Genomic DNA, 16,003 nt, shown 5'->3' on the forward strand with positions numbered 1-16,003 from the left:
CGACGACGACGTGGACGACGACGACGTGGACGACGACGACGTGGACGACGACGACGTGGACGACGACGACGTGGACGACGACGCGCCAGGTCCTGAGCGGTCGTGAGGTAGCAGGCCCATGGCTGCGCAGCACCCGCCGGACAACGACTCCCGGGGATCCCGCGACGCGGGACCCGGGTCGCCCGACCAGCCCGTCCTTGCGGCATACGACGGGGTGATCTGTGACCTGGACGGGGTCGTCTACCGAGGCGAGGACGCTGTGCCCGGCGCGCCAAAAGCCTTGCAGGACATGGTCACCCGCGGCACGCGAGTGGTCTATGCGACGAACAACGCGTCACGTGTCCCGAGCGAGGTGGCGGCTCACGTCGCCGAGCTGGGAGCGCCGGCGACAGAGGCGGATATCGTCACGAGCGCCCAGGCGGGTGCTGAGCTGCTGCAGTCAGATCTTCCGGCCGGTGCCGGCGTCCTCGCGCTCGGTGGGGCGGGAGTCACCGAGGCACTGAGCCGCGCCGGTCTGCGACCGCTGACCCCGGCTCAGGCGTCGGAGGCTGCGCCCGGTGAGGACCGCCAGGCAGACGGCCCACCACCCCAGCCCGGCGCACCGGACGCCCCGCGCGCCTCCGACGCCTCCGACCCCTCCGACCCGTCCGCGCGACTCCGTGTGTCGGCCGTGCTCCAGGGCCTCGGGCCTGACCTGACGGTTCGGGACTTCCAAGCGGCCACGCGACACGTCGCGGACGGGGTGCGGTGGGTCGCCACCAACACCGACTCGACCCTGCCACTCCCGTGGGGCCTGGCCCCGGGCAACGGAGCCTACGTCGACCTGCTCACCACCGCGACCGGTCGGCATCCGGAGGTTGTCGGCAAGCCCTTCGCCCCGCTCTACGAGCTCGCCATGGAACGTCTCGGCAGCGACCACGAGCGGACCCTCGCGGTCGGCGACCGCCTGGGCACCGACATCGCCGGCGCCGACGCGGCCGGAATCGACTCGGCCTGGGTGCTCACCGGAGTCGACCGCCCGAGCGACCTCCTGCGCACGACGCTGGCCCCGAGGTATGTCATCGGGACGCTGTCCGACCTCCTCGAACCGTATGCCGCGCCGGTCCGTACCGAGGACGGCTGGGTCTGTGGCGGTGTCCGGGCCCGCCTCAACGCCGACACCCTCGACGTGGCCGGACTTGACCAGCGCGACGCGCCCGGCGGGTCGGACTCAACAGCGACCGAACCTATGCACGCAGTCCGAGCCGGCCTGGCGGCGCTGCTCGAAGCGCGGGACGACGGTGAGCAGCCGGACCGGTTGGCGCAGCTCGCCCGCCCGCTGGACGAGCTGCTCGACGATGCGCGCTGACCTGCTCGGGTAGCGTGACTCAGGCACGACGAGGTCTGGAGGCAGGAATGAACGCTGGCGCGAACGAGTCGGGCGACGAGCACGTCGTCGACTCCGCCGACGACGTGCTCGACATGGATGTCGCGGATGCCGCCGACCCTGACGACCTGGGTGACCTCGACGGCCTCGACAGCTTCGACGGCCTCGACAACGTCGACAACATCGACCGCGCCGATGACCTGGTTGACGCCGGCATCGACCACGCCGTCGGGGCAGTGGACGATCCGATGGACGCCGGCGAGACAGCGGCTGAAGTGCCCTTCGAGCCCGTCGACCTCACGCCAGAGGTGCCCGTCCCGACCCCGCCGGTCACCGGCGACGCCGCCATCGACGAGGCGATGGCCGAGCTCGCCGAGGCCCAGGCGGGGTCCAACGCCGAGCGCATCGACGCCGGCGAGCGGGCGCACCGGAAGCTGCAGGGGCGGCTGGCCGACCTCGGTGGAGCGTGACCCGACGCCGGCTCGACATCGAGCTCGTGCAGCGCGGCCTCGCGAGGTCGCGCACCCAGGCGCGTGAGCTCGTCACCGCCGGCGCGGTCCTCGTCGACGGCCGCGCCGCGACCAAAGCGGCGCTTCCCGTCCGGGCTGACACGGACATCACGCTCGTCCGCGAGCCGGACCACTGGGTAGGCCGGGCGGCATACAAGCTCCTCCACGCACTCGACACGTGGCCCATCGAGGTCGCCGGTCGACGCTGCCTCGACGTGGGCGCGAGCACGGGCGGCTTCACCCAGGTCCTGCTCGAGCGTGGAGCGGGCCACGTCACCGCACTCGACGTCGGCCACGACCAGCTCGTCGAGTCCATCGCCACCGACCCGCGCGTGATGGAACGGTCCGGCACCAACATCCGGGATGTCGACCCTGAGGCGCTCGGCGGCCGGTTCGACCTCGTCGTCAGCGATCTCAGCTTCATCTCGCTCACCCTCGCGCTGCCGGCGATGCGCCCACTCGTGACCGACGACGGCGACCTGGTGGTGCTCGTCAAGCCCCAGTTCGAGGTCGGGCGCGAACGCCTCGGCCGACGTGGCGTCGTGACCTCGCCCCACGAGCACCGGCGGGTCCTGCGCGAGGTGGCGGGCGTGGCGGCCGAGCAGGGCCTGCACCTGCTGGGCGCGACGGCCAGCCCGATCACCGGGGCCGACGGCAACCGCGAGTTCCTCTTCTGGCTGACGCCGCGCCCGGTCCCTGGCGCTGGGCCGACGGCGACGAATGACATGCTGGAGGCCATCGACCTGGAGGGAGACCTGTGACGCGTCGCATCCTGCTCGTGGCCCATCCCCGGCGGGCCGAGGCGCTCACGGTCGCCAAGGGTGTCGTGGAGCGCCTGACCAGGCTCGGCATCGAGGTGTCGCTGCAGGCGGACGAGGCCAAGGCCCTCGACCTGACCGACAGCGCGCGCGTGCACATCGCGACCGCCGAGGAGCAGGTCGCCACCGGTTGCGACCTCGTGGTCGTCCTCGGCGGCGACGGCACGATCCTGCGCGGGGCGGAGTTCGCCCGGCGGGTCGACGTCCCGCTGCTCGGGGTGAACCTTGGTCACGTCGGGTTCCTCGCCGAGGCCGAGCGCGACGACCTGGACGCCACGGTCGAGCACATCGCCAGCGAGGACTACGCCGTCGAGGAGCGGATGACGCTCCATGTCGACGCGAAGCTGCACGGCGACCTCATCGCGAGCAGCTGGGCGCTCAACGAGGTCTCGGTGGAGAAGGCCTCCCGCGAGCGGATGCTCGAGATCACCCTGGAGGTCGACGGCCGCCCGTTGTCGAGCTGGGGCTGCGACGGGGTCATCGTCTCGACGCCTACGGGCTCGACGGCATACGCCTTCTCGGCGGGCGGACCGGTGATCTGGCCGCAGGTCGAGGCGATGCTGCTCGTCCCGAGCGCCGCGCACGCGCTCTTCGCACGGCCCCTGGTCCTCGGCCCGGACACTCGGGTCGCGATCGAGATCAAGGCTGCGACCGAGGGCTCGGGCGTCATGTGGTGCGACGGCCGGCGGCATGTCGCGCTGCCGCCCGGCGCACGCATCGAGGTGCGACGTGGGCTCCGGCCGATTCGACTCGCCCGCCTGTCGAGTGCGCCGTTCACCGACCGTCTCGTCGCGAAGTTCGATCTCTCCGTCGAAGGGTGGCGCGGCAACGGCAACCCTGCCGGTGGGCGGCCCTAAGGTGGTCCCGTGTTCAGCCAGATGAGGATCCGCAGTGTCGGGGTCATCGACGACGCGGTCCTCGAGCTGAGTCCCGGACTCAACGTGCTGACGGGTGAGACCGGAGCCGGCAAGACGATGGTCGTGTCGGGACTGGGGCTGCTCCTGGGCGAGCGCGCGGACAGCGCGTTGGTCCGCTCGGGCGCCGAGTCGGCCTTCGTCGAGGGCGTCGTACAGCTGCCACCCGGCCACCCGGCGTTGGAGCGCGCGAGCGACGCCGGTGCGGAGCACGACGAGGGTGAGCTAGTGATCGCCCGCACGATCGCCGCCGCCGGTCGCTCACGTGCGCACGTGGGTGGCCGCACCGCGCCGGTCGGCGTGCTCGCGGAGCTCGGCGAGCTCCTCGTGGCTGTGCATGGTCAGGCCGACCAGTGGCGGCTCAAGCAGGGCGACGCGCATCGGGCGGTCGTCGACGACTTCGGCGGATCCGCCCTCGTCGCGCTGCGCGAGAAGGTGGCTGACCTCTACGACCGCTGGCGGGCCGCCTCGCGCGAGCACGACCGGCTCGTGTCGGAGGCTCGCGAGCGCGCGCGAGACATCGACTCGCTGACCTCCTCGCTCGAGGAGATCGAGCGCGTCGACCCCCAGCCCGGCGAGGATGTCGCGCTCAGGGCGGAGGACGAGCGGCTGGCGCACGTCGACACGCTGCGCCTGGCGGCGGCGTCGGCGCTCACCGAGCTGAGCGGCGACGAGTATGCCGGCGAGCCCGTTCCGAACGTCCGGGACCTTCTCGGGTCGGCGCGGTCGGCACTCGCCCACGCCACGAGCCACGACGACGCGCTCCGCGGTCTCGACGAGCGGCTGCACGAGGTGGGCACCTTGGTCACCGACCTTGCAGCGGACCTGACGGCATACCTCGACGACATCGAGCTCGACCCGGAGCGCCTCGAGTTCGTGCAGGGCCGCCGCGCCGCGCTCGGGGCACTGACCCGCAAGTACGGCGAGACCGTCGATGAGGTGCTCGACTGGTCGCGCACGTCCGCGGTGCGGCTCAACGAGCTCGTCAGCGCCGACGACCGGCTCGAGGGGCTCGGCGCGGAGCTCAAAGACCTTCAGGAGCGGCTCGTCGAGGCGTCGGTCGAGCTCTCGGAGGCCCGCAACGGCGCAGGCGAGGAGTTCGGCAGGAGGGTCTCCGACGAGCTCGAGCATCTGGCCATGGGCAAGGCCGTCATCACGGTGGATGTGCGCCACCGCACCGACCCGGATGGCGTCGAGCTGCCGACCGGCGAGCGGGTCCGCCTCTCTCGCAACGGGATCGACGATGTCGAGATCCTGCTCGCGGCCAACCCGGGCGCGACGCCGCGGAGCGTCGCGAAGGCCGCGTCCGGTGGCGAGCTCTCGCGCGTGATGCTCGCCCTCGAGGTCGTCGGCTCACGGCACCACGCTGATGGCGCCCCGAGCGGCCCGCCCACGTTCGTCTTCGACGAGGTCGACGCCGGGGTCGGCGGTCGGGCTGCGCTCGACGTGGGTGCGAGACTCGCGGCGCTCGCCGAGCAGGCCCAGGTCATCGTCGTCACCCACCTGGCGCAGGTCGCGGCGTTCGCGGACCAGCACCTCGTGGTGCACAAGGCCGACGACGGCCGCGTCACCTCGAGCAGCGTCACCGTGGTCCAGGGAGACGCACGGCTGCGCGAGCTCTCCCGGATGATGGGCGGCGACCCGGACTCGGAGGCAGGGCTCGCCCACGCGGGTGACCTGCTCGAGCAGACCGGCTCGACGCGGCGCAGCACCCCGGGATCGGCCGGCGGCGCAGCGGGATCGGCCGGCGGTGCACAGCGGTCAGGCCGCGCCGCCAGGCGGGCGAGCGCCGCCTCCTGAGCGACCCTCGCGTCTCATACCGTGTCACGGGCTGTTGCCGGTGGCAGGCGTGCCGGCCTCGCGTGGCACGATTGAAGCCATCATGGCCATCTCCCTCCGCCGTCGCTCTCACGCTGCCGAGACCGGGCCCGGCTTGGCGGGGCCCGCGCGCGTCGACCCCCGCACGAAGGACCTCACGAAGCGCCTCCAGGCCGGCGACATCGCCGTGATCAGCCACACCGACCTGGACAAGGTCAGCGCGGACGCCCTGGTCGCCGCACGCCCCGTCGCCGTCGTCAACGCCGACCCGTCGATCTCGGGGCGCTACCCCAATCTCGGGCCGCAGATTCTCGTCGAGGCGGGGATCGTCCTACTCGACGCGGCGGGCTCCGATGTCATGGCTCTGACCGACGGCCAGCCGCTGCGCATCCAGGGTCCCGACCTCTGGTCCGGTGAGACGAAGGTCGCCAGCGGCACGCTCCTCGACGCCGACATCGTGCAGACCAAGATGCACGACGCGCGGGCGGGGCTCGCGGTGCAGATCGAGGCTTTCGCGACGAACACGATGGAGTACATCCGCAAGGAGCGCGACCTGCTCCTCGACGGGATCGGCACTCCGCCGATCCACACCGTGCTCGAGGGCCGGCACTGCCTCGTCGTGGTGCGCGGGTATCACTACCGCGAGGATCTCGAGATGCTTCGGCCATACATCCGGGAGTTCCGGCCGGTGCTCATCGGGGTCGACGGGGGAGCCGACGCCATCCTGGAGGCGGGTCATCGGCCCGACCTCATCGTCGGTGACATGGACTCCGTGTCCGACGGCGCCCTGCGCTGCGGAGCCGAGGTCGTGGTGCACGCCTACCGTGACGGACGGGCCCCTGGCCTGGCCCGGGTCGAGGCGCTGGGAGTCAAGGCGGTGGTCTTCCCCGCTGCGGGCACGAGCGAGGATGTCGCCATGCTCCTGGCCGATGACGCCGGTGCCGAGCTCATCGTCGCCGTCGGCACCCATGTAACCCTGGTGGAGTTCCTCGACAAGGGCCGCGACGGGCAGGCTTCCACGTTCCTCACGCGGCTGCGCGTCGGCAGCAAGCTCGTCGACGCCAAGGGGGTCAGCCAGCTCTACCGGGCCCGCATCCCCGGCCTGCTTCTGGTGACCATGCTCGTCGTCGGCGTGGTCGCCTTCGTCGCGGCAGTCGCCTCGACCCCAGCCGGTCAGGCCTGGATCCAGGTGCTCGCCGCGCGCTGGGACGACCTCTGGACCGCCATCGTTGGGATCTTCTCGTGATCGACTTCCGCTACCACCTCGTCTCGATCATCTCGATCTTCCTCGCGCTCGCAGTCGGGATCGTGCTCGGCGCCGGACCGCTCCAGTCATCCCTCGGGGACCAGCTGAGTGACCAGGTGGCCGCGCTGCGCACCGAGAAGCAGACCCTCAACGACCAGCTCACGTCGACCGAGAAGCTCGTCGACGCGTCCGACGACTACAGCCGCGCGGTCCAGGAGCGGGTCGTCGAGGGACGGCTCAGCGGTCACCGCGCCGTCGTGGTGGCGCTGCCCTCCTCGGACGGCTCGATCGCCAAGAGCGTCGAAGAGGTGCTCTCGCAGAGCGGCGCGAGCTATGCCGGCACCGTGACCCTCAGCTCGGACTGGTTCGACCCGTCCCAGGCCGCTGACCGCGACCGGGCGGCCCACGACGCCGCCACCGCGCTCGGCATCGAGTCCGGCGCCACGGGCGACACCCTCCTCGGGGAGGTGCTCGTGGCCCTCACCGTGACTCAGGGCAGCCCGGCCGCGTCCGCGCAGCATGCGGCCGCCCTCAAGGTCCTCGGCGACGCGGGCTTGCTCGACAGCTCGGTCCCCGAGCTCGTCCCGGGTGACCTGGCCGTAGTGATCTCGGGCGACTACGCCGGGTCGCAGGCCCAGGTCGACACTCAGTCCGACGCGATCCGGGCCCTGGTGACCGACCTGGCGCACGGGTCGCACTCCACGGCCGTCGTGGGGGGTGAGCCGGTCGCCGCAGCCGGACAGCCGGCGTCGTCCGACGCGGTCGCAGCCGTGCGCGAGAAGTCCGACACGGCTGGGCTCGTCCCGACCGTCGACCATGCCCGCTCGGGCCATGGCCCCGGAAACGTCGTCCTGGCGATCGAGGCCGCGCTCGACGAGCACGTCGGGCACTACGGCATCTCCACAGGTGCGACTGCGACGGTCCCGCGGGTCCACCCGTGAGAGGACGCGACGATCGAGGCTCACAGGCCCCGTCACTGCACGCTGCCTCCTCAAGCAGATTGAGCGCCGCGGCCTCGACCAGGCCGTCGGGTCTGGCCTCGGGTCTGGCCTCGGGTCTGGCCTCGGGTCTGGCATCGGGTCTGGCATCGGGTCTGGCATCGGGTCTGGTGTCGGGTCTGGTGTCGCGCGGCCTGCTCCGCCTCGGGCGACGGCTGCCGCCACAGGTGGCGCAGCCGTGGTCGCGGACGAACCATGCCGGCCGGACCGTGACTCTTCTCGAAGGGCCGGCCTGGGTCGCCGGCGCGGTCGCCGGCGCACTGGCCGGCGCAGCCGTGAACGGCGCGACGCCACGCACCCACGGGAGCGGCCGGGCCGCCTCGTCCGCCAACACAGCTGCGTTCGCGACGACGTTCGTCGCTGCCGCAAGCGGGAGCCTCGGCGCCCTCGACGACCTGGCCGGAGGCGCGACGAACAAGGGGCTCAAGGGTCACCTCGGCGCCCTGTCGCGCGGCGAGGTGACGACCGGGGCCGTCAAGATCGTCGGTCTCGGACTGACGGGGCTCGCCGGGGCCATGATCGTGGACCGCTCGCGCGGCACGCGTGGGGCGACCGGCCTGCTGTCGACCCTGGTCGGTGGCGCCGTGGTCGCTGCGGCGGCCAACGCGGTGAACCTCTTCGACCTGCGTCCCGGGCGCGCCCTCAAGGTGACGGTCGCCGCAGGACTGCCGCTCATGGCCAGCACCCCCGCGTCAGCTGCTGTCGGTTCGTCGCTCGGCGTCGCTCAGGACGACCTGGCGGCGACCTCGATGCTCGGCGACACCGGGGCGAACGCCGCCGGTGCCCTCGTCGGGCTCGCCATCGTCGAGCGGTTCGGCCTCGCAGGACGCACCGCGGCGCTCGTCGGCCTCAGCGCGCTGACCCTCGCCTCCGAGCGCGTCAGCTTCACCAAGGTCATCGAGGGCAACGCCGCGCTCCGGCGTATCGACGAGTGGGGTCGGGCCCGGTCATGAGCACGACCGACCCGACCACTCCGTCCCGCGAAGGATCTCGTCCCTCACCCCGGCAGGGCATGTTCGCGGCCGCCGGGACCATCGCGGTGATCACACTCGTCGCACGGACCGTCGGCTTCGCCCGCTGGTTCGTCTTCTCGCACGAGGTCGGGGCCACCTGTGTCGGGACGGTGTACCAGTCGGTCAACGCGGTGCCGAACGTCCTGTTCGAGATCGCGGCCGGAGGCGTGCTCGCCGCGGTGGTCGTGCCCCTCGTCGCTGGAGCTCTGGCCCGCGGGCGCGCCGACGAGGCCGATGCGACCGCGTCCGCGCTGCTCACCTGGACGCTCCTGCTCCTCGTGCCGCTGGGTGCGCTCGTGGCCGCCGCGGCCCGGCCCATCGCCGAGGCGCTGCTCGGCACGGGCTGCCGGGGCGAGGTGGACCTCGGCGCCGAGCTCCTGCTGGTGTTCGCGGTGCAGATCCCGCTCTACGGCGTGGCCATCGTGCTGGGCGGAGTGCTGCAGTCCCATCGGCGCTTCGTCGGGGCCGCCCTGGCGCCCCTGCTGTCGAGCCTGGTGGTCATCGGGACCTACCTGGCCTACCGCTCGCTGGTGGAGGACCCGGCAGCCGAGATCCCGGACATCCCGTCGAACGCGGTGGCCGTCCTCGGCATCGGGACCACGCTCGGGGTCCTGGCGCTGAGCCTGCCGCTGCTCGTGCCGGTCCGGCGGGCGAGGATCCGGCTGCGTCCTCGGTTGACCTTCCCGGAGCACGTCGGCGCACGGGTGCGCGCGCTCGCGACGGCGGGCCTGGTCGCCGTGGCCGGTCAGCAGGTTGCGACGCTCGTCGTGATCCGCCTCGCCAACGACCGTGGCGGCGCCGGCACCCTCAACGTCTACACCTACGCCCAGGCCGTCATGCTCCTGCCGTATGCCGTCCTCGCCGTTCCGCTCGCGACGGCGGCGTTCCCGTCGATCGCCGGAGCGCATGCCGCGGAGCCGGAGCAGGCCGATGGTGGGCGGGCGACGCAGACGCTGCGTCGCGCGTGGCTCGCGACGCTGGTCCTGGCACTCTTCGGCGCGGCTGGGCTCATCGCCGTTGCTGTTCCCGTCGGCTCGTTCTTCCTGGCGCTCGACGCCGGGGCGGCCGACACGGCGTCGTCCGAGACGCTTGCCGCGATGACCGATGCGGTCATGCTGCTCGCCCCATCGGTCGTCGCGCTCGCGGTCGTCGGCCTGCTCACCCGCGCCTCGTACGTGCGGGGCGCCGCGGTCCTCGCGGGCTGCCTCGCAGGGGTCGGTTGGCTCGCCACCACAGCTGTTCCGCTGCTCACGCTCGACCCGAGCGGCGCTGGCGGTCCCACCACCCTGCGCACGCTCAGCGCCGGCACGACGGCGGGCCTGTGTGCCGGGGCCGTGATGCTCCTCGCGCTGGTCGGTCGGACCTGGGGATGGCGTGCGCTGTCGGTTCCGGTACGACCCCTCGCGGGAGCGGCGCTCGGTGCCGTCCTTGCGGCAGTGCTCGGCCACGCCGTTGGATCGTGGGTGTCAGTGCGGTACGCCACCGCTCATTCTCTCGGCGGCAGCCTGGCCCTTGGGATCGCCGTCGGCGCGGCCGCGCTCGCCGTCATGGTCGGCGTCGCCCTCGCCGTCGACCCGACGCTCATGGGCCGGGTGCGGCGCGTGCGCCGGACCAGCGAGGCGGGCTCATGAAGGTCCTGATGCTGCTGGGACGCTCGACCGGCGGGATCGGCCAGCACGTCGGGTCTCTCGTGGCCGCCCTCCGGTCCGAGGGCCACGAGGTCACGGTGGTGACCGACGCCTCGACGGCCACGAGGTTCGGCTGGCCGGATGCGCGACTGCTGTGGCCCGTCCACCCAGGCCTGCGGGCTCCTTCGGGCCTCATCGACTGGCACCGGATCATGCAGCTCGCACGCACCGTGGACGTCGTGCACGCCCATGGCCACCAGGCGGCGCTCGTCGCGGCGGTGGCCGTCGCCCGCGCGCGACCGCGCCCGCGCCTGGTCATCACCCTGCACAACGACCTCCCCGCGCCCGGGCGGTCGCCGGATCCTCACGCTGGTTCGGGAGGCCCGACCGCCGGCAGGCAGCAAGGGCTGGCCACCCGCCGCGATGCGATGCTGGCCAAGGGCGTCGGCTGGGCCCTGCGCCGGGCCGACTTGGTGACGGTCGCGAGCCCGGATCTGGTCGACCTGGCACGCAGGCTGGGAGCCCGCTCGCCGGCCGTCGTCGACGTCGCCGCCCCGAGCGTCGCGGCGCTGCTGGCGACGGAGCCGATGCCCCAGGCAGAGCGTGCGGCCCTCCTCGCCGGGGCAGGTGTCGACCCTGGTCTGCCACTCGTGCTCGCCGTGTCCCGGATCGCGCCACAGAAGGACCTCGGCGTCCTGGTCGACGCCGCCCGCCGGTCGCGCTGCCCCGCCACGTGGGTGGTCATCGGGGACGGTGACGGCGCCCTGCGCGCCGAGCTCGAGAAGGAGGCTGACGGCATACGGTCTCGGCCCGGCGCGCCCAGCGTCAGGCTGGTCGGAGCGCGCGACGACGTCGCACTCTGGCTGCGTTCGGCCGCCGTTTTCGTGCTCACCAGCCGCTGGGAGGCCCGCGCCCTGGTCGTCCAGGAGGCCATGGCGGCCGGGCTCCCTGTCGTCGCGACCCGCGCGGGCGGCCTTTCCGGGCTCGTCCGCGACGCGGGCTGCCTTGTCTCCGTGGGGGACTCGATCGCGATAGCTGCCGAGGTGGACCGTCTGCTCGGCGACCCGGCCGAGCGGCACCGCCTCGGCCAGACCGCCCGCACGATCGCATCGAGCTGGCCGACGGCGGCAGCGGAGGCACGCCGGTGGTCCGAGCGGTACCAGGAGCTCATCGGTTCATGACGTAGACTTAAAGCCCGTGGTGGAAACGACGAAGCACATCTTTGTGACCGGGGGCGTTGCCTCCTCGCTCGGCAAGGGCCTCACGGCATCCAGTCTCGGACGCCTTCTGCGCTCCCGTGGCCTCAAGGTCACCATGCAGAAGCTCGACCCGTACATCAATGTCGACCCCGGGACGATGAACCCGTTCCAGCACGGCGAGGTCTTCGTCACCGACGACGGCGCCGAGACCGACCTGGACATCGGGCACTATGAGCGGTTCCTCGACGTCAACCTCGTCGGCTCGGCGAACGTGACGACCGGCCAGGTCTACAACAACGTCATCGCCAAGGAGCGACGCGGCGAGTACCTCGGCGACACCGTGCAGGTCATCCCGCACATCACCAACGAGATCGTCTCGCGCATGCGGGCACTGGCCACGGGCGGCAGCGACGCTCCCGACGTGATCATCACCGAGATCGGCGGCACGGTGGGTGACATCGAGTCGCTGCCCTTCCTCGAGGCAGCCAGGCAGGTCCGCCACCTCATCGGCCGCGACAACTCCTTCTTCCTGCACGTCTCGCTCGTGCCGTACCTCGCGCCGAGCGGTGAGCTCAAGACGAAGCCGACCCAGCACTCGGTCGCGGCGCTGCGCCAGGTCGGCATCCAGCCGGATGGGCTCGTGCTGCGAGCCGACCGCGAGATTCCCGAGCCGATCAAGCGCAAGATCTCGCTCATGTGCGACGTCGACGTCGCGGCCGTCGCGGCCGCGGTGGACGCCCCGAGCATCTATGACATCCCCAAGGTCCTGCACCGTGAGGGGCTCGACGCCTACGTGATCCGCCGCCTCGGCCTGAACTTCCGCGACGTCGACTGGACCGAGTGGGACCAGCTGCTCCAGCGTGTGCACGACCCAGAGCACGACGTCGAGATCGCGCTGGTCGGCAAGTACATCGACCTGCCCGATGCCTACCTGTCGGTCACCGAGGCGCTGCGCGCCGGTGGCTTCCACCATGACGCGAAGGTGCGCATCCGCTGGGTGGCCAGCGACGAGTGCCAGACCCCGGCGGGTGCCCAGAAGGCGCTCGGCGGCGTGGATGCGGTGCTCGTTCCCGGAGGATTCGGCGTGCGCGGCATCGAGGGCAAGCTCGGCGCGCTCACCTGGGCGCGCGAGAAGCAGGTGCCGACGCTCGGGATCTGCCTCGGGCTGCAGTGCATGGTCATCGAGTACGCCCGCACCGTGCTGGGCAACGGCGGGGCGTCCTCGACGGAGTTCGACGCGGACACGGATCACCCGGTGATCGCGACCATGGAGGAGCAGAAGGCCTTCGTCGAGGGGGCGGGCGACCTCGGCGGGACGATGCGCCTGGGCCTCTACCCGGCCGTCCTCAAGGAGGGCAGCGTCGTCGCCGCGACGTACGGTCACGCAGAGGTCAGTGAGCGGCACCGCCACCGGTACGAGGTGAACAACGGCTACCGGCAGCAGCTCGAGGCCGCGGGCCTCGTCGTCTCCGGCACGTCGCCCGACGGGACTCTCGTGGAGTTCGTCGAGCTGCCCCGGGAGGTGCACCCGTACTACGTGTCGACGCAGGCACACCCGGAGTTCCTCTCGCGCCCGAACCGCGCGCACCCGCTGTTCGCCGGCCTCGTCGGCGCCGCTCTCGAGCGCCAGCGGGCCGAGCGCCTCGTCGAGGTCGAGCGTCCGCGACCCGTCGACGCCGAGCCGGACGACCACGACGCCGCGGGGCAGCCGGGGGATCCGGGTCAGTTCGCCTGGGCTTCTGCCGTCCTCGACGCCGACTGACCGGGGTGAGCCTGAGTGCGCCACGAGGCCGTGGCGCCGACATCGTCGAGGAGTGGGCGAGCGAGCCGGTCCTCGAGTCGGAGCTGGTCTTCGACGGGCTGATCTTCGGCGTCCGGCGCGACCGGGTGGACCTCGGTGGGGGCGGCGTCGTCACCCGCGACTACATCGAGCACCCCGGCGCGGTCGCGGTCCTGGCCCTGCGAGAGGTGGGGGGCGTCGAGGAGGTGCTGCTCATCCGGCAGTACCGCCACGCTTCGACGGGTCATGTGTGGGAGCTGCCCGCCGGCCTTCTCGACGTGCCCGGAGAAGAGCCCTGGCTCGCAGCCGCCCGTGAGCTGGCCGAGGAGGTCGATCTCGTCGCCGACGACTGGCACGTCCTCGCGGACGACGTCACATCACCTGGCGCGTTCGCCGAGACGGTGAGAGTGTTCCTGGCCCGCGAGCTCCGAGAGGTCCCTGAGGGTGAGGCCCACACCCGCACCGCCGAGGAGCTCACGCTGCGCCCCCTGTGGGTGCCGCTCGACGACGCGGTCGATGCCGCGCTCGCCGGCCGGATCAGCAACACGGCCACCATCATCGGCCTCCTCAGCGCGCAGCTCTCGCGCCAGCGGGGCTGGGCGACCTTGCGCCCCAAGGACGCTCGCTGGCCGGCCAGGGAGGCGCAGCTCAGCCGGAGACGCTGATCCGGTCGACTTCACTCGGCGACGGATGCCGCCCCAGCGGAGCACCGCCACGGCGACCCCGGCGAGGAGGACGACGCCACCGGCGAGCTCGAGCGGCGCGGGCCGCTCGCCGAAGGCGACCGCCGCCGCGGCCATTCCGAAGACGGGCACGAGCATCGCGAACGGCGTGACCTGCGCGACGGGGTACCTGCCGATCAACGTGTTCCAGATGCCGTACCCCACGAGCGAGGAGAGGTATGCCGTGAAGGCCGTCGACGCGAGCGCCTGCCAGTGCACGTGGCTGAGTGCCTGGCCGATGGCCTGCGGGCCCTCGAACGCAAGGGACAGCAACAGCGCGGGGATCGGCACGACGAGTCCCGACCAGACGGTGAGGCTCAGCCCCGACGCGGCTGCGCCGGGCCGCTGGGCGAGGCTGCCCGCGCGCCGGGTCAGCACGTTGCCCACCGCCCAGGACAGGGCGGCGAGGACGAGCACCACGAGGGGCAGCACCGGCGCGGCGAGCCCGCGGCCGAAGGCGATCGTGACCAGGCCCGCCGCGCCGAGCGCGACGCCGACCTGCTGCGGTCGCGAAGGCGGTTCGCGCAGCCACACCGCGGCGATGACAACGGTGAGCAGCACCTGAGCCTGGAGCACGAGTGACGACAGGCCCGGCGGCATGCCGAGGTGCAGAGCGAGGTACATCAGTGCGAACTGCCCGAGGCTGATGAAGACCCCGATGAGTGCGAGGTCGCGCCAGGGCAGGTCGGGACGGCGCACGAAGAACACCGCGGGGACGCAGACGACCACGAAGCGGACCGCGAGGAAGAACAACGGCGGCACAGACTCGAGGCCCGTCTTGATGGCGACGAAGTTCGTCCCCCAGATCACGGCCACGACGATGGCGAGGGTGGTGTCCCGAAGACGCATGGGTCGATCCTGCGATGGCTGGACGATGTACGTCCATCAAACATTCGTGACCACCACCATGTAGCATCACTGAATGATCGATCCGGTAGCCCTCCGTTCCCTCGTTGCCGTCGAGCAGCACGGGTCCGTCGGCGCGGCGGCCGCATCGCTCGACTACACGCCGAGCGCGATCTCGCAGCAGATCAAGCGGCTGGAGTCGCAGACGGGCGTCCAGCTGCTCGAGCGCCAGGGTAGAGGCGTCCTTCTCACCGAGGCCGGGCGCACCCTGACCGCCTCGGCCCGTGAGCTGCTGGCCCAGATGGAGCTCCTCGAGGCCCGGATCCACGGCGCGAGCGGCGAGACAGTCGGCACGGTCCGGCTGGCGACGTTCGCGACGGCATACCGCGGCATCGTCGTGGGCGCCCTCGGCCGCCTGCGACAGCAGGCACCGGACGTGGTGCTGAGACCCGACGAGATCGACCCCTGGGAGGCGGTCGACGCCGTCGCCGCCGGGACACACGACCTTGCCCTCGTGCACAACTGGGAGCCGCTGCCGCTCGCGATCCCCGACCACCTCGAGGTGCGCGACCTCGGTCGTGACCGTGCCGACGTGCTCGTGCACGTGGACCATCGACTGGCACGCCGGGAGAGCCTCACCGTCCACGACGTCGTGGACGAGAGCTGGGCCAGCGTTGCGCCGGGCTCGATCTGCCATCAGTGGCTGCAGAAGATGTACTTCGACATCGGCCGGGCACCACGGATCGCGCACATCGCACTCGAGTTCGCCACACACATCGCACTCGTCCAGCGCGGCGAGGCCATCGCACTGGTGCCTCGGCTCGGCCGCGGCCCCCTCCCGGACTCGGTCGTCGCCGTGCCCATCGTCGAGCCGGTGTCTGAGCGCACCGTGAGTCTGGTTTGGCGTCGCACGATGACTGAGCGCCCGGCGCTGGCCGTCGTCATCGAAGCGCTCGCCGCTGAAGGGTCGCACGACCTCGCCTGAGCGGCGGTCACGGAAACCCTTGCGCTGCCGACAATTCGGGCATCGGCTGTGAGCGCCCCCATCCCTCGCTAACGTGAGGACGCGCCGCCGAAGCGGAGGATCGTCGTGGCAATGGGGGTCTGGTGGGGATGCGTCATTTTCTGGCTTCGGGAGACGGGCGA

13 protein-coding genes and 1 pseudogene are annotated in these 16,003 nt (G+C 72.0%); 13 read left to right on the plus strand and 1 reads right to left on the minus strand.

Annotated features, from left to right (window positions below; all coding sequences use genetic code 11):
• The first annotated feature begins 118 nt into the window (after positions 1-118).
• The 12 genes from ACYVLP_RS18300 to ACYVLP_RS18355 all read left to right on the plus strand — a co-directional run bounded on the left by ACYVLP_RS18300 (position 119) and on the right by ACYVLP_RS18355 (position 13,954).
• Positions 119-1,348: an HAD-IIA family hydrolase gene (locus ACYVLP_RS18300; RefSeq protein WP_460628769.1), complete on the plus strand. Its 1,230-nt coding sequence runs from the start codon at positions 119-121 to the stop codon at positions 1,346-1,348.
• A gap of 47 nt (positions 1,349-1,395) precedes the next feature.
• Entirely contained in the window at positions 1,396-1,836 is a 441-nt protein-coding gene (locus ACYVLP_RS18305) for a hypothetical protein (protein WP_460628770.1), read from the plus strand.
• A complete protein-coding gene (locus ACYVLP_RS18310; protein ID WP_460628771.1) occupies positions 1,833-2,636 on the plus strand; it encodes a TlyA family RNA methyltransferase in 804 nt (267 codons plus the stop codon). Before ACYVLP_RS18305 ends, ACYVLP_RS18310 begins: the two co-directional genes overlap by 4 nt.
• Entirely contained in the window at positions 2,633-3,550 is a 918-nt protein-coding gene (locus ACYVLP_RS18315) for an NAD kinase (RefSeq protein WP_460628772.1), read from the plus strand. Before ACYVLP_RS18310 ends, ACYVLP_RS18315 begins: the two co-directional genes overlap by 4 nt.
• Positions 3,551-3,559: 9 nt before the next feature.
• Positions 3,560-5,407 carry a DNA repair protein RecN gene (gene recN, locus ACYVLP_RS18320; RefSeq protein ID WP_460628773.1) on the plus strand — a complete coding sequence of 616 codons (1,848 nt, stop codon included), beginning with the start codon at positions 3,560-3,562 and terminating at the stop codon, positions 5,405-5,407.
• A gap of 82 nt (positions 5,408-5,489) precedes the next feature.
• Positions 5,490-6,671: a putative cytokinetic ring protein SteA gene (gene steA / locus ACYVLP_RS18325; RefSeq protein ID WP_460628774.1), complete on the plus strand. Its 1,182-nt coding sequence runs from the start codon at positions 5,490-5,492 to the stop codon at positions 6,669-6,671.
• Complete coding sequence (locus ACYVLP_RS18330) at positions 6,668-7,612, plus strand: copper transporter (protein ID WP_460628775.1); 945 nt, start codon at positions 6,668-6,670, stop codon at positions 7,610-7,612. The genes steA and ACYVLP_RS18330 overlap by 4 nt, the downstream gene beginning before the upstream one ends.
• A gap of 59 nt (positions 7,613-7,671) precedes the next feature.
• Positions 7,672-8,622, plus strand: coding sequence for a hypothetical protein (locus tag ACYVLP_RS18335; protein ID WP_460628776.1), 951 nt, complete (start codon positions 7,672-7,674; stop codon positions 8,620-8,622).
• Positions 8,619-10,313 carry a murein biosynthesis integral membrane protein MurJ gene (gene murJ / locus ACYVLP_RS18340; protein ID WP_460628777.1) on the plus strand — a complete coding sequence of 565 codons (1,695 nt, stop codon included), beginning with the start codon at positions 8,619-8,621 and terminating at the stop codon, positions 10,311-10,313. Before ACYVLP_RS18335 ends, murJ begins: the two co-directional genes overlap by 4 nt.
• Complete coding sequence (locus tag ACYVLP_RS18345) at positions 10,310-11,491, plus strand: glycosyltransferase family 4 protein (protein WP_460628778.1); 1,182 nt, start codon at positions 10,310-10,312, stop codon at positions 11,489-11,491. The genes murJ and ACYVLP_RS18345 overlap by 4 nt, the downstream gene beginning before the upstream one ends.
• 16 nt (positions 11,492-11,507) lie before the next feature.
• A complete protein-coding gene (locus tag ACYVLP_RS18350; RefSeq protein ID WP_460628779.1) occupies positions 11,508-13,271 on the plus strand; it encodes a CTP synthase in 1,764 nt (587 codons plus the stop codon).
• Positions 13,272-13,495: 224 nt separating this feature from the next.
• The gene (locus tag ACYVLP_RS18355) at positions 13,496-13,954 is read left to right on the plus strand and encodes an NUDIX domain-containing protein (protein WP_460629052.1); all 459 of its coding nucleotides are present in this window, start codon (positions 13,496-13,498) and stop codon (positions 13,952-13,954) included.
• Between the two features lie 26 nt (positions 13,955-13,980).
• On the opposite strand, the pseudogene ACYVLP_RS18360 reads toward ACYVLP_RS18355, so the two are convergent.
• Positions 13,981-14,860, minus strand: a pseudogene (locus tag ACYVLP_RS18360) (EamA family transporter); the annotation flags it as partial.
• 73 nt (positions 14,861-14,933) lie between these two features.
• Between ACYVLP_RS18360 and ACYVLP_RS18365 the strand changes: the two are divergent.
• Positions 14,934-15,842: a LysR family transcriptional regulator gene (locus tag ACYVLP_RS18365; RefSeq protein ID WP_460628780.1), complete on the plus strand. Its 909-nt coding sequence runs from the start codon at positions 14,934-14,936 to the stop codon at positions 15,840-15,842.
• Positions 15,843-16,003 lie beyond the last annotated feature (161 nt).

Source organism: Intrasporangium mesophilum (assembly GCF_054783095.1).